The organism is Kitasatospora sp. NPDC001527 (assembly GCF_040298605.1).
GTDB lineage: Bacteria > Actinomycetota > Actinomycetes > Streptomycetales > Streptomycetaceae > Kitasatospora.
This window is the reverse complement of sequence record NZ_JBEPAM010000033.1, coordinates 1-26,252: the sequence shown is the minus strand read 5'-3', so window position 1 is coordinate 26,252 and position 26,252 is coordinate 1. Positions and strand designations below refer to the sequence as shown.

The window sequence follows — 26,252 nt, the reverse complement described above, 5'->3', positions numbered from 1 at the left end:
GTGGATCCGCTCGGTGTCGAACCCGGCCAGGACGCCGCCGCCGCGGTGCCGTCACAGCCCGATCCGCAGCGGGGTGAGCCGGGTGGCGACCAGGTTGGTGGCACCCCGGTCCCGTTCGACGTGCCCGTGCACCAGGAGCCCGGCCCGGTCCAGGGCGGTGCGGCGCTGGGACTCCCAGACCGGCCGGCCGCAGATCACGTTGATCAGCCCGGTCTCGTCCTCCAGGCTGAGGAAGAGCACCCCGCCCGCCGTCGGCGGCCGCTGCCGGTGGGTGACCAGGCCGCCGACCACCACCGCCGTGCCGGCCGGCACGTCCGGGAGTTCGGCGGCCGAGAGCGCGCCGCCGCGCTCCAGGTGGGCGCGCAGGTGCTGGAGCGGGTGGCTGGTCGCGGACGTCCCGGTGGCCCAGAGGTCGGCGATGGTCTCCTCGATCGGGGTCATCGCGGGCAGGTCCGGCGCCTCGGTGCCGGGCGTCGTGCCCGGGATGAGGTCCGCCGTGACGCCCGCGAAGGCGCCCGCCGCCCAGAGCGCCTGCCGCCGGCCGAGCCCGAAGCAGCCGAACGCGCCCGCCGCGGCCAGCGCCTCCAGGGCCGGCGCGGGCAGCCCGGTGCGGCGGGCGAAGTCCTCCAGGTCCGCGTACGGCTGCCCGGCCGCGATCGCCCCGGCCTGCGCGGTGCCGATGCCGCGCACGGTGTCCAGCCCGAGCCGGATCGCGGGCTGCGGCTTCCCGGCGGTGAGCGGCGGTTTCGGCGTCGGCCCCCGGTACGGCTCCAGGGTGGGCCCGGGCCCGCTGGCGTTGACGTCCACCCCGCGTACCCGCACGCCGTGCCGCCGGGCGTCCGAGATCAGGCTGAGCGGCGAGTAGAAGCCCATCGGCTGGTTGGCCAGCAGGGCGCAGGTGAAGGCCGCCGGGTAGTGGTACTTGAGCCAGGCACTGGCGTACACCAGATAGGCGAAGCTGATCGCGTGGCTCTCCGGGAAGCCGTAGTTGGAGAAGGCCTCGATCTTGGTGTAGACGTCCTGCGCCACCTCCTCCGGGATGCCGCGCTCGGTCATGCCGCCGAGCAGCCGCTCGCGCAGCCGGGCGACCCGCTCGTGCGAGCGCTTGGCGCCCATCGCCTGGCGCAGCCGGTCCGCCTCGGCGGGGGTGAACCCGGCGCAGTCGATGGCGAGTTGCATCATCTGCTCCTGGAACAGCGGCACTCCGAGGGTCTTGCCGAGCGCGTTCTCCATCAGCGGGTGCGGGCAGCCGGCCGGCTCCAGCCCGGCGCGGCGGCGCAGGTAGGGGTGGACGGAGCCGCCCTGGATCGGGCCGGGCCGGATCAGCGCGACCTCCACCACCAGGTCGTAGAAGTGGTCCGGCTTGAGCCGGGGCAGGGTGGCCATCTGGGCGCGCGACTCGACCTGGAAGACGCCGACGGTGTCGGCCCGCCGCAGCATCGTGTACACGCCCGCGTCGTCGTCCGGGATGGTCGCCAGGTCGTAGTGCTCGCCGTGGTGCCGGGCGACCAGGTCGCAGGTGTCGTGCAGCGCGGCGAGCATGCCGAGGCCGAGCAGGTCGATCTTGACCAGCCCGGCGCCGGCCACCGATTCCTTGTCCCACTGCAGTACGGAGCGCCCCGGCATCCGCGCCCACTCGGTCGGGCAGATCTCGGCGATCGGCTCCCGGGTGAGCACCATGCCGCCCGAGTGGATGCCCAGGTGGCGCGGCAGGCCGTGGAGCTGCCCGGCGAGCGCGAGCACGTCGGCGGGGATGACGGCGTCCGCGCCGGGCGGTGAGCGGAAGTCGGCCTGCCGGCTGAACGCGTCCACCTGCCCCTGCGGGTAGCCGAGCACCCGGGCGGCGTCGCGCAGGGCCAGCCGGGGCCGGTAGGTGATCACATTGGCGACCTGGGCGGCGTGCTCGCGCCCGTACCGGCGGTAGACGTACTGGATGACCTCCTCGCGGCGGCGGTTCTCGATGTCCAGGTCGATGTCCGGCGGCCCGTCCCGGGCGGTGGAGAGGAAGCGTTCGAAGAGCAGCTTGTAGTGCACCGGGTCGACGGCGGTGATCCCGAGCGCGTAGCAGACCGCGGAGTTGGCCGCCGAACCGCGCCCCTGGCACCAGATGGACTCCCGGCGGCAGAAGTCGACGATGTCGTGGACGATCAGGAAGTAGCCGGCCAGGTCGAGTCGTTCGATGACGTCCAGCTCGCGGGCGAGCTGGCGGCGGGCCGGGCCGTTGCCGGGCCCGAACCGGGCCGGGCCGCCCTCGGCGACCAGGGCGCGCAGGTGGCTGATCTCGGTGTGGCCGGGCGGGACGGGATAGCCGGGCAGCTCCGGGTCCAGGGTGGCGAAGTCGAAGGCGCAGGCCCGGGCGAGGTCCACGGTGGCCTCGCGCACGCCCGGGAAGCGGGCCAGCCGGGCCGCCATCTCCCGGCCGGAGCGCAGGTGGGCGGTGCCGGCGGCCTGCGTCCAGCCCACCGCCTCGGGGAGGGTGCGGCGCTCGTGCAGGGCGGCCAGGCTCTGGGCGAGACGGCCCTCGGCGGGGCTCGCGTGGTGGGCGTTGGTGGAGGCGACGGTGGTCAGGCGCAGCCGGCCGGCGAGGGCCGCGAGCACGTCGTTGCGCTGGTCGTCGCCGGGGAGCCACTGGTCGATCAGCTCGACGTGGACGTTCTCGCGCCCGAACGCCTCGGTGAGGGTGCGCAGTTGGACCTCGGGTTCGGCCGGTCCGCCGCCGGCGGCGGCCAGCGCGGCGGGGACGCGGCCGAGGCGGCAGCCGGTGAGGACCGCCCAGTGGCCGCCGTGCGCTTCGGCGAGGGCCTCGACGTCGTAGATCGGGTTCCCCTTGGCCCCGCCGGCGAGTTGGGCCGCGCCGATGACGGCGGAGAGGCGGCGGTAGCCCTCCGGGTCGCGGGCCAGCACGAGCAGGTGCTCGACGCCGCCCTTCTCCTGGCGAAGTGTCAGTTCCGCACCGAAGACGGTGGACACGCCCGTTCCGCGGGCCGCCCCGGCGAGGCGGACCGCGCCGTAGAGGCCGTCGTGGTCGGTGAGCGCGAGGGCCTCGACGCCCAGCCGGGCGGCCTCGGCGACCAGCGCCTCGGGGTCGCTGGCGCCGTCGAGGAAGCTGAAGGCGGAGTGGACGTGCAGTTCGGCCCAGGCCGGTCCGGCGGGCGGCCTCCCGGCGGGCCGCTCGGCGGGCCCGTCCGGGGTGTCGCCGGCGTGCGGGCGCAGCGGGACGACGTCGCCGCCGCCGTCGCCGGTCAGGCGCCGGTGCAGTTCGCTCCAGGGGAGGAGGGGATGGCTGGTGAATCCCATCGGGGGTGGTGCCTTCGGTCTCTCGCTCGTCTTCTCGGGCCCCCTCGGCGTGTCGGCCGTCAGTCGTACCCGGCCTCCACGAACCAGGCACCCCCCTCCACCGTGAGCAGCAGCGCCCGCCCGTCCGCCACCGTCACCTGGAACCGGGCCCGGCGGCGGGCGCGCGCCTGGTCCCACCAGTACTCGACCGCCGGCCAGGGGCCGGTCCAGCCGTCCACCGCCAGTTCCCGCCCGCGCACCGCCACGGTGGCCGGGCGGGCCGACACCCCCGCCCGGCCGTCCACCGTCACCGGCCGCCCGGCCGCGTCCAGCACCGCCGCCGGCACCGGGACGCGGTGCACCACGGCCGGCCAGACGTCCCGCGGGCCGCCCAGCCGCCCGGGCCAGGGCGCGTCGGCGGGCGCCGCCGGGTCGTACGGCTCGCCCCAGGGCACCCGGACCGCCTGGTCGTCCGGCCCCCGGCCGCCGGCCTGCTCGATCCGGCGCAGCCCGGCGTGCCCGAGCACCGCCTGTACCCGGGCCACCGCGCGCTCCACCCGGTCGTCCGCCACCGCCTGCCCCCAGAGGGCGAGTTGGCGGCCCTGGTCGGGGGTGAGGTCGTCGGGGACGAGCCGCAGCGCGGTGAACCCGCCCGGTTCGGGGGCGTGGGGGCCGTCGGGGGCGTGGGGGCCGTCGGCGCGGTCGAACGTGCCGGTGCTCTGCCAGGCCTGGAGCTGCCAGCGGACGCGCTCGGCGAGCGCCGTCGCGGAGAGCCGGCCCTCGTGGCGCCAGAGCCGCGCGACCGTCCGGCCGTCGGCGCACACCACCTCGACGGCGACCCGCTGGCAGGTCAACCCCGCCCCGGCGAGCCGCTGGTGCAGCCGCTCGGCCAGGGTACGGGCGACGAACACCAGCGGTTCGGCGAGCGGCTCGGGCGGGTCGAAGCGCTGCTCGACGGAGAGGTCCGGGCCCTCGGCGCGCGGCACCAGCGGGCGCGGCTGCAGCCCGCGGGCCAGCCGGTGCGCCACCGTGCCGGCCGGGCCGAAGCGGTCGGCCACCGATTCGGCGGGCAGCGCGGCGAACGCCCCGACCGTGGGCAGGCCCAGCCGCTCCAGCAGTTCGGCCAGCTCGGCGTCGCCGAGCGCGGCCACCGGGTAGGGCGCGAGGAACTCCGCCGTCCGCCCGGCGGGGACCAGCACGCCGGCCCGGGCGGCGAGCACGGCGGCGAACAGGCCGTCGGCCACGCCGACCCGGCCGAGCGGCGGCGCCGCCTCGGCGGGGGTCCCGGCGCCGGGGGTCGCGCCCCCCGGGGCGGGGGCCGGCGGGTAGGCGGGCGGGCGGGCGAAGCCGCCCCGGGCGCCGTCCCGGGCTGCGGGCGCGGCGGCGAACAGCTCGTCCGTCCCGGCGACCGGCCGCCGGGACGCGGGCGGCCGCTCGGCGTCGGCGGGGTGCAGCGGGACGACCTCGGCGAGGCCGCCGTCGTTCCCGGCGCCGACGGCGCCGGGGCTCCCGGACGGCTCCGCGTCCGCCGGGTGCGCCTGGGGACCGGCGGTGTCCGCGGCCGTGTCCTGTTCACCCGCGGCGGCCGTCGTCGACGCCGCGAGGGCGGCCGTGACCGCCCCCTGGACCTTCGCCGCCAGGGCCTCCTCCCCGCCGAAGTAGCGGGCCGGCCCCTTCACCGGGATCGCGCACAGCCCCGGGCGCAGCACCTCCACCCGGGGGGTGAACGCCTCCACCGCCGCGACCACCGGCTCGAACCGCCGGGCCTCCGCCTCCGGGTCGCGCTCGCGCAGCTCCAGCGCCGGGCAGAGCCGCTGGGCCAGCTTGAGCCGCTGCCCCTGCCGCACCCCGGCCGCCCGGGCCTCCGCCGAGCAGGCCAGCACCCGGCCGCCCTCGACCACCGCCACCGGGACGTCCCGGTCCTCCCCCGGACGTTTGGCGGCCACCACCGGCCAGTCCGGACACCACACCACCAGCACCCGGGGGGTGACCGCACCACCCGCCCCGGTGGACCCGGCCATCTCTCCGCCGGTCATCTCACACCACCGCCATACGGTCGAGGCCCGCTCCGGCCCCCGACACCGCGTCCTCCCCCACCTCGTCCACGATCCCGGCGCCGACCGTCTCCTCCACGGTCCGCACCGCGCCCTGCGCGTCCGGCAGCCAGAGCCGGGCCGTCCGCCCGCGCCCCGCCGATCCGCGCCCCTCGGCCACCACCTCCACCTGCCGTCCGGTGAGCCGGCCGTGCCCGTCCCCCAGCCCGAACCAGCGCCCGGAGCGCACGCCCAGCCGCAGTCCGGCCCCCGGCCAGGGCCCGGCCACCAGCAGCACGCAGCCGCTGCGGCGCAGCACGGCGGCCAGGCGGGCGGCCAGGTTCGGCGGGACCGGGCCGTCCGGGCGCAGCATGATCAGTTCGACGGCGCCGGCCAGCACGGACACCACCTCGGCCCAGTGCGGGCCGGGGTCGTCGGCCACCAGCAGCCGCCGCAGGTCGAGCCCGTACCCGGCGGCCGCGGCCAGCCCGAGGTCCGGCAGCCCGACCGCCGCGGCCCAGCCGCCGTCGGTCTCCCGCACCCCGGCGGCCAGCGCCAGCAGCAGCCCGGCGTCCCCGCCCGCGACCGACACCGCCGTGCCCCGCCGCAGCCCGCCCTCCGGCAGCAGCCCGCTCAGGGCGGGCACCACCGGCAGCAGCCCCCGGCCGGGGGCAGCGGTCGACGCCACCGGTCGGAGCGCGGGCTTCCGCTCGACGGTGGATTCGAAAACAGATTCGAAAACGGGCACACCCCCAGGATCGAACATTCGTTCGCAAAGATTCAAGTCCGAATCGCCCGCCCCACCCGTCACCCTCCGTTCCCGCCCCGTCCTGCGGACGGTCGGCGGGGGGGGGGAGGGGTGGGTCACCGACGGGGGGGGAGTCCGACGGGCGGTGGGCGGCGGGGCCGGGCGGCGGGCGGGCGGGCAGTCGGGGGCCGAACCGCGGACGGGGCGGAGCCCGGCAGACGGCGACGGGGGGCGGACGGCCGGGGCCCGGGGGCGCGCAGGACGGCCGCCGCCGGTGGGGCGGCCGTCCTCGGGGTGTCGGCCCGGCCGTACGTGGCCTACTTGGGCATCTCGTTCCAGAGCTGGTCGGCGGTCTTGCCGGTGAGCTGGACCCAGATCTGGCCGGTGTTGTCGTAGTCCCTGGTGTTCAGCAGGTACGGCAGGTCGGGCCGCTGGTAGGCCCTCATGACGTAGTCGATGAACCGCGCGGTGGCGCTGTAGCCGCTGTTGTACCGGTCCCCCGGGGCGAGCGGGTGGACGGTGCCGGGCTGGAAGTTGTAGTAGCGCACCCAGTCCGCCAGCCCCTCCTCCAGCCATCCCGGGCGGTACGGGTGGCCGAAGAACGCCACGTGCGCGGCCTCGTGCAGCAGGAAGCCGGTGTCGCCCCGGTTGTTCCGGGTGTAGTTGATGTTGACGTGGATCTCGGGCACGGCGCCGGACCGCGCCTCGGCGGGGTAGTTGACGATCTGCGGGTCGAGGACGATCCGGAACCGGGGGGCGGCGGTCCACGCACCCTTGGTGACCAGGTTCGAGATCGTCGGGTAGTAGTTCGCGACGGTCTGCTTCTGCTGCTCCAGCCACGGGCCGAGGTCCGGGGCCTGCGAGTAGTCCAGGTCGATGACCGGGCGACCGGGGTTCGGCGGGGTGGTGCCGGTGTTCCGGTCGAGGTTCCAGTTCTGCGCCGGGTCGCCGGCGTCGCAGGCGGCCACCTTCGCGTTCAGGTCCGCGCCGCGGGTGAGGCAGAGGCTCGGGTCCGAGACGTTGCGCAGCAGCCACCCCCTGCCGTCGCCCAGCGAGGTGTTGTGCAGGCTCCACCGCTGGTTGTCCGCGCCCACGTAGTTCCAGGCGCCGACGGTGTTCCGGCCCATGTCGCGGTCGATCGCGTTGTTGGTGCCGGGCACCTTGACCGACCAGGTGCCGGCGCCCTCGTCCTTGATCGTCCAGACTTGCTGGGCGGACGTCTCGTTCCAGTCGCGGACCACCACGTTGGACCCGGTGGTGCGGCTGTCCCACTGCAGGGCTCCGCCCGCCTTGCTGGAGAGGCGGTACTCGGCGCCGCTGACCGGCAGCGGCAGGTCGGTCGCGCTCGCGGTCCCGGCCCCCAGGGCCGTCCCTGACACCGCGGTCGCGGCGACCAGGACCGCGGCGGCGGCCGTACGACGGTTGATCATCTCGGGTTCCCCCTTCCGGCCGGCTCCCCGGTGGAGTCGACCTGTCGCCATGTCACCGCTCCGCCGCACACAGCGAGTCGACGGACCGTCCACGGACGCGTTGACAGGAGGGCCGGACGGCCCGACCCGGGGGTTTCGGTGCCCACGCCAAGTCGGCGTTTATTTCCACCCGGCAGGATTCGCCGGTGCGACCGAGGGCCGGCCCGGCCCCGGCGGCGGTCGCGGCGACGAAACGAGGTCGAGGAGAATCATGCGTGGCACCACGCTCGGTGACCGCTACCGGCTGGACGACTGGCTCGGCGGCGGTTCGATGGGCGATGTCTGGCTCGCCAGGGACCAGGTGCTCGACCGCCGGGTGGCCGTCAAGGTCCTCAAACCCGCCCTGCTGGACGAGCCCGGCTTCGCGGAACGGTTCCACGACGAGGCCCGGGTGATGGCCCGGGTGCAGCACCCGGGCATCGTCGGCGTGTACGACTTCGGCCCCGGCCGCACCGCCGAGAACGTCCCCTCCTGGGGCGCGCCGCCGGAACCCGCCGCCCGCCCGGTCGCCTACCTGGTGATGGAGCTGATCGACGGCGAGCCGCTGAGCGCCGTGATGGAACGGCGCGGACCGCTGACCGTCCCGCAGGCCCTCGGCCTGGCGCTGGAGGTGCTGGCCGGGCTCCAGGCGGCGCACGAGGCCGGCATCGTCCACCGGGACATCAAGCCGGCCAACCTGATGGTGCGTGACGGCCACGTGGTCATCACCGACTTCGGCATCGCCCGCCCGGGCTGCGACCCCCGGCTCACCGTGCCCGGGATGGTGCTCGGCACCGCCGCCTACCAGGCACCCGAACAGGCCTCCACCGGCACGGTCACCGCCTCGGCGGACCTGTACGCGCTCGGGGTGGTGCTCTACGAGTGCCTGACCGGGCGGCTGCCGTTCGAGGGCGAGACCGCCCTGGAGCTGATCCTCAAGCACCTGACCGATCCGGTGCCCCCGCTGCCGGACGACGTCCCGGCCCCGGTCCGGGCCCTGATCGAACGGGCGCTGGCGAAGGACCCGGCCCTGCGCTGGCCGGACGCCGCCGCCATGACCACGGCCGTCCTGGCGGCCCTCGCCGGCGCACCGGCCGAGGGCCCGGCGGCCGGGCCGTCCTGGGCGGCGGTGGTCCGGTCGACCGGCGCGCTGGCGGCGCTCCGGGCCACCGGGTCGGCGGTCCGCCCGGCGGTCGCGACCGAGGCCGCCGCCGCGACGCCCTCGCGCGCGGCCCGGTGGCGGGCGGCGCTGTTCGGCAGCCGGCGCCGGACCCTGCTCGTGACCGGCGCCGCCGCGCTCTGCTGCGCCGTCACCGCCACGACGGCCGTCGTCCTGCACCGGGCCGCGGGGCCGGCCGAGCTCCGGGCGGGCGACGCGGCGGCGGCCTCCGCCCCGTCGGGCCTCCCGCTGTCGGCGCCCGTCGGCCTGCTTCCCGACCAGGGCGCGCCGTCCCCCTCCCCCGGTGCGCCGGCCCCGTCCGGGGAACCCTCACCGACCGGGCCGGCCGTCCCGGGCGCGCCGCTCCCCGAGGCGGGCGTCACGGGCGGCGCGGCTCCGGGCGGGACGGCGGGCGGAGTCCCGGGCGGAACGGCCGGCGCGGCGGTGGGCGGGAACGGTGTCGCGCCGAACGCCTCCGCGAACCTCCCTGGCACGCCGGGGACACCGGGCGGGGCGGCCGGCTCCGGGACCGCGGGCGGCGCGCCGAACGCCCCCTCCTCCGCACCCGGGCAGCCGTCCGCCCCGGGCAGCCCCGGGTACACGGCCGCGCCGCCGAGCGCCCCGGCCTACACGGCCACCCCGCCGCGGACCACCTCCCCCGCCTACACGCCCGCCCCGGGGTACACCACGCCCCCGCCGGCGTACACCACTCCCCCGCCGTACACCGCCTCCCCGTCGCCCCCGCCGCCCGGGACCGTGCCGACCGATCCACCCGTCAAGCCGCCGGTCCAGCCGGGCGGCCCGCTGCCGCACCTCGCCCGGCTGTCCAACGGCGGGTCCGTGCTGTACGACCAGGCCTCTCTCGACGTCGACGGCAACCCGGTGGTCCTCACCTCCGACGACGGCGGCCCGGGCGGCGTCTGGCAGCTGACCCCGCGCACCGACGGCGGGTACTCCCTCACCAACGCCGCCAGCCGGTCCGGCCGGGTCCTGGACCTGGAGGGGACCCGCTCGCAGACCCGGCTGCTGTACCCGCCGATCCCCAGCACCCCGAACCAGATCTGGTCGTTCACCCCGACGCGCGGCGGCTATCTGGTGACCGTCGCCCGGGATTCGCAGCGCTGCCTGTCGGCCGCCGGGCCCGACGCGCCCGCCACGGTCCGCGCCTGCACGGGCTCCCCCGACCAGGTGTGGACGGTCTCGGCGGCGGCCTGACCCGGGGGCCCGCCGTCGAACCCCCGCCGTCCGCCCGGAGGGCGGCCCGGGCAGTTCCCCCGGCCGTCCGCGACCGAGGACAACGCCGCGCGGAGCGGACCCCCCGCCCGCCGGGCCGGAGGCACATCGCCCGGCGGGCGGGGGGGCGAAGACAGGCCCCGCACCCGCGCGGACGGCCGGGGCCGGTCGCCCACGCGGGCCAGGAGCACGAGACGGACCGGCAGCCGGGGTCAGGCCGGGAGCCAGGAGGGCCAGGACCGCCGGGGCGGTCCGGCCGGGCGGTCCTCGCCGAGCAGCGGCAGCAGGCGCTCGGCCTCCGGCGAGCCGATCGGGGCCAGGATGCCGTGCGCCTCGGCCCAGCAGGCGCGGGCCCGGGCCAGGTCACCGGGGCGCTCCAGGTCACCGGGCCGCTCCGGGTCGCCCGGGCGGGGGTCCGCCAGGGCGTCGCCGAGGGCGGCCAGGGCGAGGCCCCGGCCCCGGTGGTCGCCGTCCAGGGTCAGGACGTCGACCGCCCGCTCGGCCGCCTCGACCGCCTCCGGCACGCGCCCGGCCGCGCGCAGCGACTCGCCGAGCCGCAGCAGGATCCGGCCGGTCCGCCGGTGGTCGTCCGGGTCGGTCAGGGCGAGGGCGGCCCGGCGGTGGGCGACCGCCTGGTCGGGCCGGCCGAGGTCGTGGGCGATCGAGCCGAGCGAGTCCCGGGCGCGGGCCTCCAGTTCGCGGTCGGCCAGGTCGTGGCCGATCATCAGGGACTGGTCGACCACCCGGCTCGCCGCGCCGAACCGGCCCTGGCGGGCGAACGCCCCCGCCAGTTCGAGCAGTTCGACGGCCAGCGCGCGCCGGTCGCCGAGCTGCCGGCGGACCGCCACCGCGGCCGAGAAGCCGGCCACCGCCTCGTCCGCGCGGCCGAGCTGGAGGAAGCAGGCGGCGAGCGAGCCGTGCGCGAGGGCCAGCAGCGGCTGCGGCAGTCCGTGCGCGGTGCACAGATCGCGGACCCGGAGCAGCTCGGCGAGGGCCGAGGAGGCGGAGCCGACCTCGGCCAGCAGCCGGCCGAGCACCAGGCGGGCCCGGGCCTCCGCGGTCCGCTCGCCCTCCTCCAGGGCGGCGCGCAGCAGGGCGTTCGCGGCGTGGCCGAGCGGCCGGACGGCGTGCCCGGAGTCCGCCGACAGGCAGACGCCCAGCAGGAGTTCGGCGAGCCGGCCGAGGCCGGGCGCCGCGCCCGGGGGCCGGCCCGGGAGCTGCGCGCACTGGCGCACCAGCGCCCCGACGGCCACGTAGTCCGCGACGGCCGGGGAGGCGCTCCGGGCCGTCGGTGCCCGGAGCGCGGCCGTCACCCGCGCGTGGTGGTGGTCCACCAGCCGGGCCAGCGCGGCCACCCGCTCGCCGTCGACCTCCGCCTGATCGCTCGGGCCGCCCGGGCAGAACCGGTCGACCCGCTGGGCGAAGTCCCGCAGCAGATCGTGGTAGCGGTAGCGGTCGGGGCTCGCCGAGACCTCCAGCATCGAGCAGTCCACCAGCGACTCGGCCAGCTCCTCGGCGAACGCCTCCGGCCGGTCCAGGACCGCCGCCGCCTCCGCCGCCGACAGGTCCGGCACCTCGGGAACGGCCAGCATCCGGAAGGCGCGCGCCTGTTCGGCGTCCAGCTGGTCGAAGCCGAAGCGGAACGAGGAGTCGACGGCGAGGTCCCCGCTGCGCAGCGCGTCCAACCGGTAGCGGCTGCCGCCCAGTTGCTCCACCAGCCGGGTCACGCTCCAGCCGGGGCGGCAGGCCAGGCGGGCCGCGAGGATCCGCACCGCCAGCGGCAACTGCCCGCACAACCGGACGAGTTCACCGGCCGGACCGGCCTCGGCCGCCACCCGCTCGGCGCCCACCACCCGGGTCAGCAGGGTGACCGCCTCCTCGGCGGGCAGCACCGGCAGTTCGGTGAAGCGGGCGTTGGGCAGCGCCCCGATCCTGGTCCGACTGGTGACCAGGACGGCGCAGCCCGCGGCGCCGGGGAGCAGCGGGCGGACCTGCTCGGCGTCACGCGCGTTGTCGAGCAGGACGAGCACCCGCCGCCCGGCGAGCAACGACCGGTAGCGGGCGGCCCGTTCGGCCGCGCCCGCCGGGATCGCCTCGACGGGGACGCCGAAGGAACGCAGGAAGACCGCCAGCGCCTCCTCGGGGCGGGTCGGGCGGCCGTCCGCGCCGTGCAGGTCGAGGTAGAGCCGGCCGTCCGGGAACTCGTCGGCGAGGCTGTGCGCGACGTGCAGGGCGAGCGCGGTCTTGCCGACCCCGCCCATGCCCGCGACCGCCGCCACGGGCACGCAGCCCGGCTCCCGCAGGGCGGCCCGCACCGCCGCCACCTCCGCCGCCCGGCCGGTGAAGTCGGCGACGGCGGCCGGGAGTTGGTCGGGCCGCAGGGCCGTGGCCGGATCCGGCCCGGCCGCGGGCCCGGCGCCGGCCGGGGTCCGGTCCTCCTCCGGGAGCTCCGTCCCGGACGGCGGCCCGGCGGGCGCCGCCAGCGACGCGTCCGCCGCCAGGATCCGCCCGTGCAGGTCGCGCAGCCCCGGGCCGGGGGCGACGCCCAGCTCGGTGCGCAGCCGGCGGTCCGCCGCCCGGTACACCTCCAGCGCGTCCGCCTGCCGTCCGGAGCGGTACAGCGCGAGCATCAGCAGCTCCGAGAGCCGCTCGCGCAGCGGGTGCTCCTCGGCCAGGGCCGCCAGTTCGGCGACCGACTCCGCCGACCGGCCGCCCTCGACCTCCGCCTCCAGACAGGACTCCAGGACGGCGAGCCGGCGCTCCTCCCACTCCCGGCGCTGGCGCTGCACGTACGGACCGGGCACCCCGGACATCGGCTCGCCCCGCCAGAGCGCCAGCGCCGCCCGCAGGACGGCCGCCGCCTCGGCGTGCCGCCCCTCGGCGCGCAGCGTCCGCGCCCGGGCCAGCCGCGCCTCGCAGCGCGCGGTGTCCAGGGCCTCGGGGTCGGCCACGAGCAGGTACCCGCCGCCGAGCGAGGTCAGCACGTCGGGCCCGAGGACCCGGCGCAGCCGGTGCACGTACGTACGGATGACGCCGTGCGCGCTGGCCGGCGGGTCCTCGCCCCACAGGTCGTCGATCAGCTGGGTGCCCGAAACCTGCCGGCCCGCCCGGAACAGCAGGGCGAGCAGCAGCCCCTGCTGCTGCGGCGAGCCGAGCGCCAGCTCCACCCCGTCGCTCAGGCCGCGCACCGGCCCGAGCACTTCGAACCGCAGTCCGCCCGGCCGTGTCCCCTGGTCCACTCGATCGACTCCCCCCGTGCCGTACGACTCCCCCGTCCGCATGATAACCATCGGCATTCCCCCTGCTCAGATCGGACGGAGCGGCTCCGGCGGCGATGCTTGACTTCGAGTCACCCCCGGCGAACGGCCTCGGCGGAACGGACGACCGGGAGGGGAGACACCCCCGTGAGCACCGGCAGCGGCGACCACCGCGGCTTCCCGGGGCCCCGAACGCCGCCTCCGTCACGAGGAAGGTCTTCGGCGGGCACGGCCTGCCGCCCGTGGGCGGGCCCTGACTCCCGCGAACTCCCGCGCCGGGAAAACCCGGTGAAGGACGGGAACCGCGGCGGCAGACTGGCCGGCATGACCGAGGAGACGCTGGAAGCGTTCAAGAAGGACCTGCTCACCTATCTGCAGGACGCCCGGGACGCCCTGCTGTGGAAGCTCGAAGGACTGTCCGAGTACGACGTCCGCCGGCCGCTGACGCCGACCGGGACCAATCTGCTGGGGCTGGTCAAGCACGCGACGGCGGCGGAGGCCCTGTACTTCGGGGAGACCTTCGGGCGGCCGTTCGACGCGCCGCGGCCGTGGATCGTCGGGGACGCCGAGCCGAACTCCGACTTCTGGGCGACCCCGGAGGAGAGCCGGGAGGAGATCGTCGAGCGGTACCGCGCGGCCTGCGCGCACGCCGACGCGACGATCGCCGCACTGCCGCTGGACGCGGTCGGCCGGGTGCCCTGGGGCCGGCGCGCCGAGGTGACGCTGCACCACGGCCTCGCCCACATGACCGCCGAGACCCAGCGGCACGCCGGTCACGCCGACATCGTCCGCGAGCTCGTCGACGGCGCGACCGGCCAGCGGCGGGGCGGGGAGAACACGGCTCCCGGCGACGCGGCCTGGTGGGCCGGGCACCGGGACCGCGTGGAGCGCGCCGCCCGGGAGGCCGCCCGGGCGCGGGCCGGGGAGCCGGCGGGGAGGCGGGCGCCGGTTCAGGCGTAGCGGCGGGCGACGGCGGTGGCGGCGTCCGCGACGGCCGCGCGCAGGCCGGGCGGGCCGAGCACGACGGCCTCCGGCCCCAGCCGCAGCAGGTCACCGACGGCCACCGGCGTGCTCTCGACGGCGAGCTCCACCTCCACCCAGCCGTCGGCGTCGGGCGGGCCCGCGGTGTCCAGGGCCCGGGCGCCGGCGGCGCCGAACTGCATCGGCAGCAGCCTGCGGGCCTGCGGGGAGATCCGCAGCCGGGCGGTCTGCCGGTGGAGGGCGGCGGTCAGCCGGCGGGCGGTCTCCGTCCAGTGGGCGGCCAGGTCGAAGCCGGCGGGGCGCTCGAAGGTGCGGTCGGCGACCTCGACGGCGAGCAGCCGGGAGACCCGGTAGGTGCGGACGGCGGCGTCGTCGGACCCACCGGCGGCCCGCGCGACCAGGTACCAGATGCCGCCCTTGAGCACGAGGCCCAGCGGGTGCAGCTCCCGGTGCACCTCGCCGCGCCAGCGGCGGTAGTGCACGCCCAGCACCCGCTGCTCCCAGACCGCCCGGGCGACCGGGGCCAGGTGGGCGACCGGGTCGGCGTCGCGGAACCAGGCCGGGGCGTCCAGGTGGAAGCGGTCCTGGACGCGGCGGGTGCGGTCGGCGAGTTCGGCGGGCAGCGCCGCCTGGAGCTTGAGCTGCGCGGTGGTCAGCACGGCGCCGAGGCCGAGGTCGCGGGCCGGCCCGGGGGCGCCGGTGAGGAACAGCGCGTCGGCCTCGGCGTCGGTGAGCCCGGTGAGCCTGGTCCGGTAGCCGTCCATCAGCCGGTAGCCGCCCTCGGGCCCGCGGTCGGCGGTCACCGGGACACCGGACGCCGCCAGCGCCTCGACGTCCCGGTAGACGGTGCGGACCGACACCTCCAGCTCGGCGGCGAGCTCGCCGGCCGTCATCCGGCCGCGGTTCTGGAGCAGGAGCAGCAGGGCGAGGAGCCGGTCGGCGCGCATGCCCCCATTCTGCCGCCCGTACCTGACAGAAGGTGTCAGGTACGGGCGGCAGGGTGATCACCGAGCGCGCGGCACATCCGCCGCCCGCCGCCCCGAGCACCATCCGAAGGACGACCATGAGCACTTCCACCACCGTCACCGGCAGCTTCGGCTACGCCGACTGGGCGGAGACCGCGATCGGGCCGACGCAGACCCTGCCCCGGCTGGCCCGGGCCTCCGTCGTCAACGCCTTCACCGGCGGCATCGAGGCGGCGGCGACCGTCTGCGAGTACGTCTTCGTCTACGCCACCGAGAAGACCGGCACCTTCACCGGCCTCCAGCAGCTCACCGGCCGGCTGGACGGCCGCGCCGGCGGCTTCACGGTGGAGGAGCGCGGCACCTTCGAGGAGGACGGCACCGTCCGCTGCACCTTCGAGGTGGTCCCCGGCACCGCCACCGGCGCCCTCACCGGCCTGCGCGGCACCGGCAGCTACCTCTACCGCCCCGGCGAGTCGCCCGTCCCCTACACCTTCGCCTACGAGCTCGCCTGAGCCGGCGCCGGTGAGCGCGGGAGGCGCTGTCCGAGCCGCCTGCCGGGGCCGGCGGCCTGGACCTCCCCGACGCGCCCGCCCGGGCGGCGGCGGCCCTGACCGCGCCGTGGGGGCGCCCCGGTGGCCTGCCCGCGCGGTGGGACAGGCCGATCCGGAGCTGCCGGTCCAGCTCTTCCGCGCGGTCGGCGAGGCCGCCGCGCTGCCCGGGTGAGCCGGACCGGCGCCCGGGCTACCGCCGGCCGGTGAGGAGGGAGATCCGGACGTGTTCCGGGTAGCCGGCGGGGGTGGGCGGGGCGGGGAGGGCGGCGCGCAGGCGGGCGGCGAAGGCCGGTCGCTCGGCCTCGGCGGGGAGGGAGGGGGCGGGGATGGCGGAGTAGAGGGTGCCCAGGAGCTGATCGGCGGTCAGGGCGTCCTCGTACGCGATCACCGTCTCCCGCACGTCCGTGAAGCCGGCGGCGGTCAGCGCGGCGGCGTAGCGCTCGCGCTCGGCGGTGTCGGTGCCGCAGGAGGCGGTGACCGGGCGGCCGAAGTGCTCCTCCAGCGCGGCGCGCAGGGCGCGCGACCAGTCGGTGTCCTGGGCCCAGACCGGCGCGCCGTTGGCGATCACGGCGACGCCGCCGCCCGGGCGGGTGAGCGGGTGCAGGGCGCCGAACAGCTCCGCGGGCCGCATCCAGTGCAGGGCGTTGCCGATCACGGTGACGCCGAGCGGCCGGTCGCCGGGCAGCAGGGCCGCGAGGGCGGGGACGTCGGTGTCGGTGCCGAGCAGCCACAGGGCGTTGCGCACACCCGCCCGGTCGGCGGCGGCGCGGGCCTGGCGGAGCATGTCCGGTTCCGGGTCCATGCCGATGACGCTCCGGACTCGGGCGGCGAGCGGGAGGGCGAGCCGGCCGGTGCCGCAGCCCAGGTCGAGCGCGAGGTCGCCGATGCCGGAGTGGGCGTCCAGGCCGAAGGTGCGGTCGAGGGCGTCGAGGACGGCGGGCGGGTAGCCGCGGCGGTACTCGGCGTAGAAGGCGGCCACATCGCCGGAGAAGTCCGGGAGGGCGGGGCCGGTGGGACCGGTGGGGCTGATGGAGGAGGCGGTCATGACCGCGTACCTGCCCACCGGCGCCGGACGCAGTCGGCCGATCGCTGTCGGCGGACAGCCGACGGCCCGCGGCGGGCGGGTCCGCCGCGGGCCGCGGGTGCCCTCAGACCTCGACGGGCGACTCGGACATGATCCGGCGCACCTCGACCGGCATGTCGAGCGGCCTGCCCCGCGGGCCGGGGGCGGCGGAGACCCTGGCCGCGATCTCGACGGCGCGCGGCTCGCCGTCGCAGTCGACGATCCACCAGCCGGCCAGCCACTCCTTGGTCTCCGCGAACGGGCCGTCGGAGACCACCGGCGCGCCGTCGCCGTGCGAGCGCACGATCCGGGCGGTGTCCGGCCGGTCCAGGCCCTGGGCGTCGACGAGTTCGCCGGTCGCGGTGAGCTCGGCGTTCAGGTCCCGCATGTACCGCACGTGGATCCGGACGTCCTCGACCGGCCACTCCTCGACCTTCGGGACGTCGACGTCCTTCGCGCTGAACTGCATCAGCAGCATGTACTTCATCGTTCCGCTCCTCGTTCGTCCGCGGGCTCTCACCGGAGGGTCGGAGCTCGCCGCGCGTTCTCGACATCCCTTCGGCATCCCGGCGGGCGGGATTCCGGGAGGAGACGGTAGCGGCTCCCCCGCCCGGCTCCTGGGAGCGAGGCCGTTGACCGGGCGCTGAACAGGCCCCTAGGGTCGGGATCCGTGCAGCGATACGACTGGCTGAAGAAGATTCAGCGCATGGACCCGGAGACCGAGTTCACCGAGATCTACCGGATCAGCAGTTGGTACGAGTTCCCCTGGGACTACACCCAGTCGCTCGGCTTCGCGCTCTACCGCACCTACGCCGTCCCGAGCATCGGCCGGCTGCTGGCGCGGACCGGCGAGTTCACCCGGCGCACGCAGAAGCGCTACGACGACACCCTGCTGATCCTGGAGGCGGTGGTCGAGCACGGCTTCGACTCCTCCCGGGGGCGCGAGGCGATCCGCCGGATGAACCAGATGCACCGCCGGTACGACATCCCGAACGACGACTTCCGGTACGTGCTCGCCACCTTCGTGGTGACACCCAAGCGCTGGATGGACGACTACGGCTGGCGCCGCCTCTCCCCGCACGAGATCCGGGCGGGCGTCAACTACTACCGCGAGCTGGGCCGGCACATGGGCATCGGCGGAATCCCGGAGACCTACGAGGAGTTCGAGCGGCTGCTCGACGACTACGAGCGCGAGCACTTCGCCTTCGACCCGGGCAGCCGGGCGGTCTCCGACGCCACGCTCGGCCTGATGGCCTCCTGGTACCCGGTGCCGCTGCGGCCGTCGATGCGGTTCTCCTCGGTCTGCCTGCTCGACGACCCGCTGCGCGAGGCCTTCGGCTACCCGGCCCCGCCGGCCGCGCTGCGGCACGCCGTGCGCGCGGGGATGCGGATGCGCGGGCGCTTCGTGCGGCTGCTGCCCCCGCGCCGGCGGCCGCACCTGGGACGGGACGGCTGGCAGGTGCGCAGCTACCCCGGGTACCCGTACGGCTATCGGATCAGCGACCTGGGCACCTTCGAGGAGAAGGACGGCGCCCGGCCCTCCTCCGGCGGCTGCCCGTTCCCGCACCCCCCGGCGGCCGCGGACGGGGGCCGCGACCGCGGCTGAGGTGCAACCGGCCACCCCCATTCCTTCGTATACGCAGTCGTGCGAAGGCGCACAGGGCGGATCACCCGCCCCGGAGCCGGCGCGGATCGCGCGCCGGCCGGGCGACATCGAGGTGGCATGCGGCAGGAGAAGAGCAGGTGGGGGCGGGCGCCGGGCCGAGGAGCGGCCGTGCGCCCGGCCGGGGCGGGGCCGGACGGGGTTCGGCGGGCGGTGCGGCGCGCGCTCGCGGGCGCCGCGGTGGCCGTACTCGCCGTGGCGGTGCTCGGGGGCTGTTCATCGACCGGCGCCGACCAGCCGGCACCCCCGGGAAGTCCCGGTGCCAGGAAGCTGGAACCCGTGCTGAACGCCTTCGGGCTCGTGCTTCCGGACTGCCGGGTCGAGGACCTCCGGTTCGCGGGCACGGCGAGGCGGGGGGAGGAGAGGCTCGCCCTGAGGTTCCGGGCGCCGCACGACTGTGTCCAGGACTTCCTCAAGGCACAGCGGGCGGACGTCGCCCGCCCGCTGCACTGGACGCCGGGGCGGGAGAGGGAGACCAACGACGCCGGACTCCCCCCGATCCTCACGTCGCGGACCGACGAACTGGGGTGGACCTTCGACCCGGCGGTGGCGTACGAGGAGTACGTCGACACCGAGACGCCCAACGGGAGCCTGTTCCTCGTCCTGGTCGGACCGGGCGGCCCGACCGATCAGGTGTTCATGGACTCCGCGCGGGCGGGCCGCACGGTGGACTGACGCCGCGGCCCCGGGGGCCCGTCACCGGTCACCACCGGTGGCGGCCCCCCGGCGCTCCCGGGGCGGGAGCTACACCCCGGTGAGGTGGCGCAGCAGCGGGCCGGGGTCGTGGCTGCCGCACGCGGTGCGGACGGCGGCGTCGTGGGCGGCGGCCAGGGCGTCGAGGCGGGCGAGGCGGGTGTGGCCGAGCCGGGAGAGGTGGGCGGTGACGCGGCGGCGGTCCTGCTCGTCCTGGCGGCGGTAGACCCAGCCGGCCTCGGTGAGGGCGTCGACGATGCGGCTGAGGCTGGCCTGCGGGATGAGCAGGGCCTGCGCGAGGTCGCCCATCGAGCGGCCGGTGCCCTCGGTGAGCGCGCGCATGACGCGCCACTGGTCCAGGGTGCAGCCCTCGGCCTCCAGGCGGGCGGCGAGGTCACGGGCGAGGCGGCGCTGGGCGACGGTGAGGAGCTCGATCAGCAGGGGCTGGTCGGTGGCGACGGCGTCCGGGGCGGTGGTGGCTGGTGGTGTCATGGCCGTGTCTCGTTTCCCCGTCAGTGGTCCCGGTGGTTCCGGTCGTTCCGCCCTCGTTTGGCCGGATCGGCTGCCATGACGATACTCGCAAGCGATGAGCGCCGACGTGAAGCTGCTGGAGCCGCTCGACGCGCGGTTCCTCCCCCGGGAGGCGCCCGCGCTGCGGGTGGGCCTGGTCGTGCCGCAGTCCGGGCCGCTCGGCCTCACCGGGCCGTCGGCGCTGGACGGCGCCCTGCTGGCCGCGCACGAGGTGAACGCGGGCGGCGGCGTGCGCGGGCTGCCGCTGGAGCTGGTACTGGTGGACGGCGGCGGCGCCCCGGCGGCGGTGGCCCGGGAGGTGGCGCTGCTGCTGGACGCCGGGGCGGTGGACGCGGTGGCCGGCTGTCACTCCAGCGACGTGCACCGGGCCGTGGAGGCGGTGACCACCGGGCGGACCGCGTACGTGTTCACGCCGCCGCACGAGGGCGGCAACCGGCTGCCGGGAGTGCTCTGCACCGGGGCGACCCCGGCGCGCCAGCTGGAGGGGGTGGTGGAGCGGCTCACCGAGCGGCACCGGCTGCGGCGGTGGGCGCTGGTCGGCAACGACTACATCTGGCCGCACTCCGTGCACCGCGCGGCCGGGGCGGCGGTGGTCCGGGCCGGGGCGCGGGTGGTGCTGGAGCGGTACCTGCCGTTCGGGACGGCGGAGCGGGCGCTGGAGCCGCTGCTGGACGCGCTGCGCGCGGAGCGGGCGGACGCGCTGCTGCTGAGCCTGATCGGCGCCGACCTGGTGCGGTTCAAGCGGGCGCTGCGGCGCAGCGGACTGGACCGCCGGCTGGTGCGGCTGTCCGGCGCGCTGGAGGAGAACAGCCTGCTGGCGTACGGCGGGGACGGCACCGGCACGCTGTACGCCGCGATGCCCTCGTTCGCCTCCCTCCCGGAGGAGCGGCGGGTGCGGCTGGCGGAGCGGCACCGGGCGGTGTTCGGACCGTACGCGCCGGTGCTGGACGCCTACGCGGTCGGGTTGTACGACGGGCTGCACCTGCTGGCGGCGCTGGCGGCGCGCGGGGAGCTGGTCGCCGACGGCGGGCTGGGCCGGGCGGCGGCGCGGCTGCTGCGCGGGGACGGCGCGGCGGTGCGGCGGGCGTGGGCGCGGGCGCCGCTGGGGCCGGCCCGCGACGGGGTGCACCTGGCGCGGGCGGAGGGGCTGGGGTTCACGGTCCTGTCGTAGCGCGCGCCCGTGGCGTGCGCGGGGTGCCGGGGCACGGGCGCGCGGGGCACAGGGGTGCAGGGGCGCAGGGGCGCAGGGGCGCCCGCCATGTGGACGACACTCCCCAATACCCTTCCATTTGGAAATAACTGCCTCTAGGGTCTCCCCACCACCTCGGGTCGCCCCGCCACGGGTCGTCACGGAAGAGAGCCCCCACATGTCCGAAGCACCCGCCTCCCCCGCCGGCATCGAGAGCTACGGCTACGAACAGGAACTGCGCCGCAGTCTGCGCTTCACCGACCTGCTGGTCTACGGCCTGGTCTTCATGGTGCCGATCGCCCCCTTCGGCATCTTCGGCAGCGTCTTCCAGGGCTCGGGCGGCATGGTCGCCCTGGCCTACGCGCTCGGCATGGTCGCGATGATGTTCACCGCGCTCTCCTACGCGCAGATGTCCCGCGCCTTCCCGATGGCCGGCTCGGTGTACACCTACGCCGGACGCGGCATCGCGGCGCCGGTCGGCTTCCTGTCCGGCTGGATGATCCTGCTGGACTACGTGCTCGTCCCCGGCCTGCTCTACCTGATCGCCGGCGTGGCGATGAACTCGCTGGTGCCGGCGGTGCCGGTCTGGCTGTGGCTGGTCGGCTTCGTGCTGCTGAACACCGCCGTCAACTACCTCGGCGTGGAGATGACCTCGAAGGTCAACAAGGCCATGCTGATCGGCGAACTCGTCGTGCTGCTGGTGTTCGTCGGCTTCGGCCTGGCGGCGCTGGCCTCCGGCAAGGGCCGCGGCTTCGACTTCACACCGGTCTACAACTCCCAGACCTTCTCCTGGAGCCTGGTGTTCGGCGCGGTCTCGGTGGCGGTGCTGAGCTTCCTCGGCTTCGACGGCATCTCCACCCTCTCCGAGGAAAACCGGGACTCCGCCGAGGCCATCGGCCGCTCGATGATCGCCGCGCTGCTGCTGGCCGGCTCGCTGTTCATCGCGCAGACCTGGATCGCCTCGCTGCTCGTCCCGGACCCGGACGCGCTGGTCGCCGACGGCGACCCGGACGGCACCGCCTTCTACGACGCGGCGCGCGTCGCCGCCGGCGGCTGGCTCGCCACGGTGACCGCCGCCGCGACCGCCGTGGCCTGGGGCTTCGCCAACTCGCTGGTCGCCCAGGCGGCCACCTCGCGGCTGCTGTTCGCGATGGCCCGCGACCGGCAGCTGCCCGCGTTCCTCGCCAAGGTCCACCCGCGCCACCGCGTCCCGGTGAACGCCACCCTGCTGACGGCCGGCGTCTCGCTCGTGCTCGGCCTCTACACCGCCTCGCGCGAGGACGGCATCACGCTGCTGTCCACGCTGGTCAACTTCGGCGCGCTGACCACCTTCCTCGTCCTGCACGTGTCCGTGGTGGTGCACTACGTGTTCCGCCGCCGCAGCCGCGACTGGTGGCGCCATCTGATCGCCCCGGTCCTCGGCTTCGCCATCCTGGCGTACGTGGTCGTGAACGCCGACATCGCCGCCCAGCGGCTCGGCTTCGTCTGGCTGGCGATCGGCGGGCTCGTCCTGGCCGGGCTGCTGGCCTCCGGCCGCCGCCCGAACCTGGCCGCGGTGGCCACCGACGCCACCCCCGACCCCGCACCCGCCGCACCCGCCGCACCCGCCGCACCCGCCCGCAAGGAGAACCCGTGAGCCTGCCCGACGTCGTCACCCTCAACCCCACACCCGACGACTACGCCTACACCTTCGGCGGACGCGCCCCGCTGGTGACCGTCCGGCCCGGCACGGTGGTCGAGCTGACCACCGAGGACTGCTTCGGCGGCCGGGTCCGCGACTTCGCCGACCTGCCGAGCGCGGTCTGCGAGTTCCCCTACCTCAACCCGGTCACCGGGCCGATCGCGGTGGCCGGCGCCGAGCCCGGCGACACCCTGGCCGTGCACTTCGTGGAGATCACCCCGGCCCGCGACTGGGGCGTCTCCAGCACCTTCCCGCACTTCGGCGCGCTCACCGCCACCCACACCACCGCGATGCTGCACGCGCCGCTGGAGGAGCGGGTCTGGGTGTACGAGCTGGACACGGCGGCCGGCGTCTGCCGGTTCCGGGCCCGCAACAGCGACTTCACCGCCGAGCTCCCGCTGGACCCGATGCACGGCACGGTCGGCGTCGCCCCCGCGGGCGGCGAGACCCTGATGTCGATCACCCCGGGCGCGCACGGAGGCAACCTCGACACCCCCGAGATGCGGGCCGGCACCACCGCCTACTTCGGCGTCAACGTGCCCGGCGGCCTGCTCGCCATCGGCGACGGCCACGCCCGCCAGGGCGAGGGCGAGGTGTGCGGGACGGCGGTCGAGACGGCGATGCGCACCACCGTGGTGGTCGACCTCATCAAGGGCGGCGGCCCGGCCTGGCCCCGGCTGGAGAACGACCGGTACCTGATCTCCACCGGCTCGGCCCGGCCGCTGGAGGACGCCTTCCGGATCAGCCAGCACGATCTCGTCCGCTGGAGCGGCGAGTTGCTCGGCCTGGACCTGCTGGACGCCTACCAGCTGGTCAGCCAGGCCGGCCGGGCCCCGGCGGCCAACGTCTGCGACACCAACTACACGATGGCCGCCAAGCTGCCCAAGTCCCTCCTGGGCCGCACCCGGGCGTACGACGGCCTGCACGACCGGCTCCGGGAGACCGCCGCCACCTACCTGCGCGACCGTTGAAGAGGCGTCAGGTTCCCTGCACAACGGTGTTCTGATTGGCGGTGAGCAGCCACCGGCCGTTCTCCTTCGCCATGACGTACAGCGGGCTGCCCTCCTCCCCGATCTGCCCGCCGTCGCCGTCGAGGTAGCGCTGGCGCACCTTGACGGCGGCGACGTCGGGGCGGAGGAAGAGCACGTGCACCACCTCGTAGGTGGCGGTGCTGCCGCTCTCCGCGAAGGTCCCGGGCAGTACCTTGCGGGTGAACTCGGCGATCTCCTCCCGCCCGCGCAGCAGCAGGCCGTGGCCGGTGGTCCAGATCGCGTCGGCCCGGAACAGGCCGACGAACTCCTCGGTGAGCTCGTTGACCTGCGCGTGCTGCACGGTGGCGACGACCTGCTGGATGGCGGCGATCTCGGCCTCGGCGGAACCGGCGTTCATGAGGGCGTTCGTGGTGGCGCTCGTGGTCGCGTTCATGGAGACCATGATGGAATCTCAAGTCGGCTTGAGGTCAAGGCCGGACGCCTTCCGGCTTGCGGTTGCCGCAACGGCAGCCTCTACCGTCCTGACCAGGGCCGGACGGACCGGCCCGGTGGGACACGTGAGGGAGAGCGGGATGGCTGCCTGGCCGATCGAGGAGGTCGCCCGGATGTCCGGGGTGACGGCCCGGACGCTGCGGCACTACGACGAGATCGCGCTGCTGCCACCCGCCCGGACGGGCGCCAACGGGCACCGCTACTACGGGGAGCCGGAGCTGCTGCGGCTCCAGCAGATCCTCGTGCTGCGGGCGCTCGGCCTGGGGCTGTCCGAGATCGGCCGCGTCCTGGCCACCCAGGTGGACGAGCTGGAGGCGCTGCGCGGCCACCACCGCCGGCTGCTCACCGAGCGCGACCGCCTGGACGAGCTGGCCGCGACGGTCGCCCGCACGATCACCGATCTGGAGCGATCCAGGAAGGACGGTACGCCGATGACCGCGATCAACCGGCCGGAGAACCTCTTCGAAGGGGTCCGGCCCGCCGACTACGAGGCGGGCATGCGCGCGTTCCCGGAGCTGGCCGAGGCCGCCGGGCGGGCCGTGGCGGCGATGACGCCGGAGGAGGTCGAGGCCGGGCAGCGCGAGCGCACCGCGCTGATGATCAGGCTCGCCGAGCTGATGGCGGCCGGGCTGCCGGTCGACGCCGAGGAGGTGCGGGCCGAGATCGCCGGACAGTACCGCGCGCTCACCGCCGTCCGGCCGGTCTCCGCCGCGGACTTCCGGGCGATGGGGCGGGCCTGCGTGGAGAACGAGCCGTGGCGGGCCGCCTACGAGTCGATCGCGCCGGGGCTGGCCGGCTACCAGCGGGACGCGATCGAGGCGTACGCGGCGACGCTGCCGGCCTGACCGACTCCGCCCGGGGGACGGGGTCCCGGGCGGAACGGGGGAAACAGGGGGAGGGGGAACGGGGGCGCCGCCACCATCCGAACGGGTGATCTAGGCTGGTGGGGTGCCCCTTCTCGTTCGCCGCCGCCACGTGGACCTGCTCCGCGTGACCAGCATGTCCTGTCGACGCTCCGGCTGAACCTCGTACCCCTCCCCTCAGCGCGGCCCGCAGCGGCCGTGTCCCCCTCCCGGCCCCGGGCACCCCCGCCGCACCAGGCGCGTCCCCGGCGTTCCCGGTCACCACCGGAGCCGGCCGGGACGAGACCCAGCGGATGTCACCCATGACGCAGCAGCACCAGTCCACCAGCCCCGCCGGGGCCCGCGTCGACGCCCTTCCGGTGATCGACCTCTCGCTCGCCGGCGGCAGCCCGGCGGACCGCACCCGCCTGCACGACGAGCTGCGGACCGCGGCCACCGGCGTCGGCTTCTTCCAGCTCGTCGGCCACGGGGTCACCCCGGCCGAGACGGCCGCCCTCACCGGCGCCATGCGGGCTTTCTTCGCCCTCCCCGAGGCCGAGCGCCTCGCCGTCGCCAACCTGCACTCCCCGCACTACCGCGGCTACACCCGCACCGGCGACGAGCGCACCGGCGGCAGCCGGGACTGGCGCGACCAGCTCGACATCGGCGCCGAGCTGCCCCCGCACGTGCCCGCCCCCGGCGAGCCCCCGTACTGGTGGCTGGAGGGCCCCAACCAGTGGCCCGCCGCGCTCCCGGAGCTGCGCACCGCCGCCCTGGCCTGGATCGACCGGCTCGGCGCGGTCGCCCGCACGCTGCTGCACGAACTCCTCGCCGCGATCGGCGCCCGCCCCGACTTCTACGACCCCGCCTTCGCCGGCCACCCCCACCTGCGGCTCAAGCTGGTCCGCTACCCCGGCACCGCACCCGACGGCGCCGCCCAGGGCGTCGGCGCGCACAAGGACTACGGCTTCATCACCCTGCTCCTCCAGGACACCGTCGGCGGCCTCCAGGTGCAGCGCCCGGACGGCTCCTTCCTGGACGTGCCGCCGCTGGAGGGAGCCTTCGTCGTCAACCTCGGCGAACTGCTGGAGGTCGCCACCGACGGTTACCTCAAGGCCACCAGCCACCGCGTGGTCAGCCCGCCCGGCGCCCGCGAGCGCTTCTCCGTCCCGTTCTTCTACAACCCCCGCCTGGACGCCCACATCGAGCCGCTGGACTTCCCGCTCGCCCACCACGCCCCCGGCGTCACCCAGGACCCGGCCAACCCCCTCCACGCCGATTTCGGCTTCAACGAGTGGAAGGGCTACACCCGCGCCCACCCCGAGGTCACCCGCCGCCACCACCCCGACCTCGCCGCCTGAGAAAGTGTTGGGTAATCGGGTGATCACTCGTTCTTGAGGTCGTCGGCGAGGCGGCGGGCTGCTTCGGTCTCGATGGGGCCGCGCGGTTCGATCT

The 26,252-nt window shown here is 76.2% G+C and carries 20 protein-coding genes; 10 read left to right on the top strand and 10 right to left on the bottom strand.

The window, feature by feature from the left end:
- Positions 1-51 precede the first annotated feature (51 nt).
- From ABT238_RS25755 to ABT238_RS25740, 4 genes are all read right to left on the bottom strand, one after another.
- On the bottom strand, positions 52-3,297 hold the full coding sequence (locus ABT238_RS25755) for an error-prone DNA polymerase (protein ID WP_350793466.1): 3,246 nt from the start codon (positions 3,295-3,297) through the stop codon (positions 52-54).
- Positions 3,298-3,356: 59 nt separating this feature from the next.
- Positions 3,357-5,312 carry a DNA polymerase Y family protein gene (locus tag ABT238_RS25750; protein WP_350793449.1) on the bottom strand — a complete coding sequence of 652 codons (1,956 nt, stop codon included), beginning with the start codon at positions 5,310-5,312 and terminating at the stop codon, positions 3,357-3,359.
- Position 5,313: 1 nt separating this feature from the next.
- Entirely contained in the window at positions 5,314-5,997 is a 684-nt protein-coding gene (gene imuA', locus ABT238_RS25745) for a DnaE2-dependent mutagenesis accessory factor ImuA' (RefSeq protein WP_350793440.1), read from the bottom strand.
- Between the two features lie 377 nt (positions 5,998-6,374).
- The gene (locus ABT238_RS25740; protein WP_350568577.1) at positions 6,375-7,487 is read right to left on the bottom strand and encodes a basic secretory protein-like protein; all 1,113 of its coding nucleotides are present in this window, start codon (positions 7,485-7,487) and stop codon (positions 6,375-6,377) included.
- Positions 7,488-7,737: 250 nt separating this feature from the next.
- Here ABT238_RS25740 and ABT238_RS25735 point away from each other — a divergent pair, with 250 nt between their 5' ends.
- Complete coding sequence (locus ABT238_RS25735) at positions 7,738-9,879, top strand: serine/threonine protein kinase (protein ID WP_350568579.1); 2,142 nt, start codon at positions 7,738-7,740, stop codon at positions 9,877-9,879.
- A gap of 230 nt (positions 9,880-10,109) precedes the next feature.
- Here the strand turns inward: ABT238_RS25735 and ABT238_RS25730 are convergent, their stop codons facing one another.
- A complete protein-coding gene (locus tag ABT238_RS25730) occupies positions 10,110-13,136 on the bottom strand; it encodes an AfsR/SARP family transcriptional regulator (protein ID WP_350793405.1) in 3,027 nt (1,008 codons plus the stop codon).
- 342 nt (positions 13,137-13,478) lie between these two features.
- Between ABT238_RS25730 and ABT238_RS25725 the strand changes: the two genes are divergently transcribed.
- On the top strand, positions 13,479-14,114 hold the full coding sequence (locus ABT238_RS25725; protein ID WP_350568581.1) for a DinB family protein: 636 nt from the start codon (positions 13,479-13,481) through the stop codon (positions 14,112-14,114).
- Here ABT238_RS25725 and ABT238_RS25720 read toward each other — a convergent pair.
- Positions 14,105-15,082, bottom strand: a complete 978-nt coding sequence (locus tag ABT238_RS25720) for a helix-turn-helix transcriptional regulator (protein WP_350793385.1) — start codon at positions 15,080-15,082, stop codon at positions 14,105-14,107. The genes ABT238_RS25725 and ABT238_RS25720 overlap by 10 nt on opposite strands.
- A 116-nt stretch (positions 15,083-15,198) precedes the next feature.
- On the opposite strand from ABT238_RS25720, the gene ABT238_RS25715 reads away from it, so the two are divergent.
- The gene (locus ABT238_RS25715; protein ID WP_350568583.1) at positions 15,199-15,612 is read left to right on the top strand and encodes a DUF3224 domain-containing protein; all 414 of its coding nucleotides are present in this window, start codon (positions 15,199-15,201) and stop codon (positions 15,610-15,612) included.
- A gap of 229 nt (positions 15,613-15,841) precedes the next feature.
- On the opposite strand, the gene ABT238_RS25710 is transcribed toward ABT238_RS25715, so the two are convergent.
- Both ABT238_RS25710 and ABT238_RS25705 read right to left on the bottom strand, forming a co-directional pair.
- Positions 15,842-16,696, bottom strand: a complete 855-nt coding sequence (locus ABT238_RS25710; protein ID WP_350568584.1) for a class I SAM-dependent methyltransferase — start codon at positions 16,694-16,696, stop codon at positions 15,842-15,844.
- A gap of 103 nt (positions 16,697-16,799) precedes the next feature.
- The gene (locus tag ABT238_RS25705; protein WP_350793348.1) at positions 16,800-17,201 is read right to left on the bottom strand and encodes a YciI family protein; all 402 of its coding nucleotides are present in this window, start codon (positions 17,199-17,201) and stop codon (positions 16,800-16,802) included.
- 183 nt (positions 17,202-17,384) lie between these two features.
- Between ABT238_RS25705 and ABT238_RS25700 the strand changes: the two genes are divergently transcribed.
- Both ABT238_RS25700 and ABT238_RS25695 read left to right on the top strand, forming a co-directional pair.
- On the top strand, positions 17,385-18,320 hold the full coding sequence (locus tag ABT238_RS25700) for an oxygenase MpaB family protein (RefSeq protein WP_350568587.1): 936 nt from the start codon (positions 17,385-17,387) through the stop codon (positions 18,318-18,320).
- A 168-nt stretch (positions 18,321-18,488) separates the two neighbouring features.
- Entirely contained in the window at positions 18,489-19,052 is a 564-nt protein-coding gene (locus ABT238_RS25695; protein WP_350568588.1) for a hypothetical protein, read from the top strand.
- Positions 19,053-19,121: 69 nt separating this feature from the next.
- Here ABT238_RS25695 and ABT238_RS25690 read toward each other — a convergent pair whose 3' ends face one another.
- Positions 19,122-19,562, bottom strand: coding sequence for a MarR family winged helix-turn-helix transcriptional regulator (locus tag ABT238_RS25690; RefSeq protein ID WP_350568590.1), 441 nt, complete (start codon positions 19,560-19,562; stop codon positions 19,122-19,124).
- A gap of 94 nt (positions 19,563-19,656) precedes the next feature.
- On the opposite strand from ABT238_RS25690, the gene ABT238_RS25685 reads away from it, so the two are divergent.
- From ABT238_RS25685 to ABT238_RS25675, 3 genes are all read left to right on the top strand, one after another.
- Positions 19,657-20,772 (top strand): ABC transporter substrate-binding protein, encoded by a 1,116-nt coding sequence (locus ABT238_RS25685; RefSeq protein ID WP_350568592.1) that lies wholly within the window; start codon positions 19,657-19,659, stop codon positions 20,770-20,772.
- 196 nt (positions 20,773-20,968) lie between these two features.
- Positions 20,969-22,426, top strand: coding sequence for an APC family permease (locus ABT238_RS25680; protein ID WP_350793295.1), 1,458 nt, complete (start codon positions 20,969-20,971; stop codon positions 22,424-22,426).
- A complete protein-coding gene (locus ABT238_RS25675) occupies positions 22,423-23,442 on the top strand; it encodes an acetamidase/formamidase family protein (RefSeq protein ID WP_350568595.1) in 1,020 nt (339 codons plus the stop codon). The genes ABT238_RS25680 and ABT238_RS25675 overlap by 4 nt, the downstream gene beginning before the upstream one ends.
- Positions 23,443-23,449: 7 nt before the next feature.
- On the opposite strand, the gene ABT238_RS25670 is transcribed toward ABT238_RS25675, so the two are convergent.
- On the bottom strand, positions 23,450-23,896 hold the full coding sequence (locus ABT238_RS25670) for an SgcJ/EcaC family oxidoreductase (protein ID WP_350568596.1): 447 nt from the start codon (positions 23,894-23,896) through the stop codon (positions 23,450-23,452).
- A gap of 139 nt (positions 23,897-24,035) precedes the next feature.
- Between ABT238_RS25670 and ABT238_RS25665 the strand changes: the two genes are divergently transcribed.
- Positions 24,036-24,800 (top strand): MerR family transcriptional regulator, encoded by a 765-nt coding sequence (locus ABT238_RS25665; protein WP_350568597.1) that lies wholly within the window; start codon positions 24,036-24,038, stop codon positions 24,798-24,800.
- A 311-nt stretch (positions 24,801-25,111) separates the two neighbouring features.
- On the top strand, positions 25,112-26,158 hold the full coding sequence (locus ABT238_RS25660; protein WP_502884317.1) for an isopenicillin N synthase family dioxygenase: 1,047 nt from the start codon (positions 25,112-25,114) through the stop codon (positions 26,156-26,158).
- Positions 26,159-26,252 lie beyond the last annotated feature (94 nt).

Coding starts and splice junctions, on each gene's coding strand:
- ABT238_RS25680 (WP_350793295.1), top strand. CDS start 20,969: ATGTCCGAAGCACCCGCCTCCCCCGCCGGCATCGAGAGCTACGGCTAC.
- ABT238_RS25725 (WP_350568581.1), top strand. CDS start 13,479: ATGACCGAGGAGACGCTGGAAGCGTTCAAGAAGGACCTGCTCACCTAT.
- ABT238_RS25685 (WP_350568592.1), top strand. CDS start 19,657: ATGAGCGCCGACGTGAAGCTGCTGGAGCCGCTCGACGCGCGGTTCCTC.
- ABT238_RS25740 (WP_350568577.1), bottom strand. CDS start 7,487: ATGATCAACCGTCGTACGGCCGCCGCCGCGGTCCTGGTCGCCGCGACC.
- ABT238_RS25720 (WP_350793385.1), bottom strand. CDS start 15,082: ATGCGCGCCGACCGGCTCCTCGCCCTGCTGCTCCTGCTCCAGAACCGC.
- ABT238_RS25715 (WP_350568583.1), top strand. CDS start 15,199: ATGAGCACTTCCACCACCGTCACCGGCAGCTTCGGCTACGCCGACTGG.
- ABT238_RS25660 (WP_502884317.1), top strand. CDS start 25,112: ATGTCACCCATGACGCAGCAGCACCAGTCCACCAGCCCCGCCGGGGCC.
- ABT238_RS25750 (WP_350793449.1), bottom strand. CDS start 5,312: ATGACCGGCGGAGAGATGGCCGGGTCCACCGGGGCGGGTGGTGCGGTC.
- ABT238_RS25705 (WP_350793348.1), bottom strand. CDS start 17,201: ATGAAGTACATGCTGCTGATGCAGTTCAGCGCGAAGGACGTCGACGTC.
- ABT238_RS25665 (WP_350568597.1), top strand. CDS start 24,036: ATGGCTGCCTGGCCGATCGAGGAGGTCGCCCGGATGTCCGGGGTGACG.
- ABT238_RS25690 (WP_350568590.1), bottom strand. CDS start 19,562: ATGACACCACCAGCCACCACCGCCCCGGACGCCGTCGCCACCGACCAG.
- ABT238_RS25755 (WP_350793466.1), bottom strand. CDS start 3,297: ATGGGATTCACCAGCCATCCCCTCCTCCCCTGGAGCGAACTGCACCGG.
- ABT238_RS25710 (WP_350568584.1), bottom strand. CDS start 16,696: ATGACCGCCTCCTCCATCAGCCCCACCGGTCCCACCGGCCCCGCCCTC.
- ABT238_RS25735 (WP_350568579.1), top strand. CDS start 7,738: ATGCGTGGCACCACGCTCGGTGACCGCTACCGGCTGGACGACTGGCTC.
- ABT238_RS25670 (WP_350568596.1), bottom strand. CDS start 23,896: ATGAACGCGACCACGAGCGCCACCACGAACGCCCTCATGAACGCCGGT.